Raw genomic sequence first — 721 nt, forward strand, 5'->3', positions numbered from 1 at the left:
CCCGGCGGAACTGCTTGAGCTTGCCTGCCAGACGCTCGACCAGATTGCGTTGCCGGTAGGTCGGGCGGTCGAAGTCGAGGTTGTGTGGCTGGTCCACCCGGTTTGGGATGATCGGAGCGATCTGCTTGCGCCGCAGGGCGTCGAGCAGCCAAGCAGCCGAATAGGCCTTGTCGGCGATCACGGCGGCCGGCTTCCAGCGCGGCCGGCCGCGCCGGCCGGTGCGCAAGGCTGCCTGTTCGAACAATGGCGCCACGCCCAGCAGGTCGTGTCGTTCGCCACCGGGTCAGGTGCAGCGCCACTGGCCGCCCATGAGCATCGGCGCGCAGATGCAGCCCTCCAGGTCCTCCTGGACCTGGATCCATTGGATGCCGGATGAATGGCCGTCTGGCCATTCATGGTCGAGAAGTCACCGCGGGACCGGCCAAGTGCCTGCGCACTCGCCGACCGGCGTGCACCTGCGGCACAGGCATGGGCGCGGACGACCGTGCTGTCGAGCATGTGCGCATCCCAGCCTGCCTCTGGTGCCAAGGCTCGTAGCGCATCAAGGATGCGGCTCCAGATGCCGGCTGCCGTCCAGCGCTGGAAACGCCGCCAGGCCGTGCGCCAGTTCATCAACTCGGCCAAGGTCCCGCCATGGCGCGCCGGTGCGAGCCAGCCACAGCAGGGCTTCGATGAACCGGCGGTGGCCGATCGAGGGCCGCCCGGTCTTAGGTTTTTGCGG

General features: G+C 68.4%; 2 pseudogenes. Both read right to left on the minus strand.

Annotated features, from left to right (window positions below):
* Nucleotides 1–253, minus strand: a pseudogene (locus G1H19_RS22340) (IS5-like element ISMra2 family transposase); the annotation flags it as partial.
* A gap of 288 nt (nt 254–541) precedes the next feature.
* Nucleotides 542–721, minus strand: a pseudogene (locus G1H19_RS22785) (hypothetical protein); the annotation flags it as partial.

It is taken from the genome of Goekera deserti (assembly GCF_010685995.1).
GTDB lineage: Bacteria > Actinomycetota > Actinomycetes > Mycobacteriales > Geodermatophilaceae > Goekera > Goekera deserti.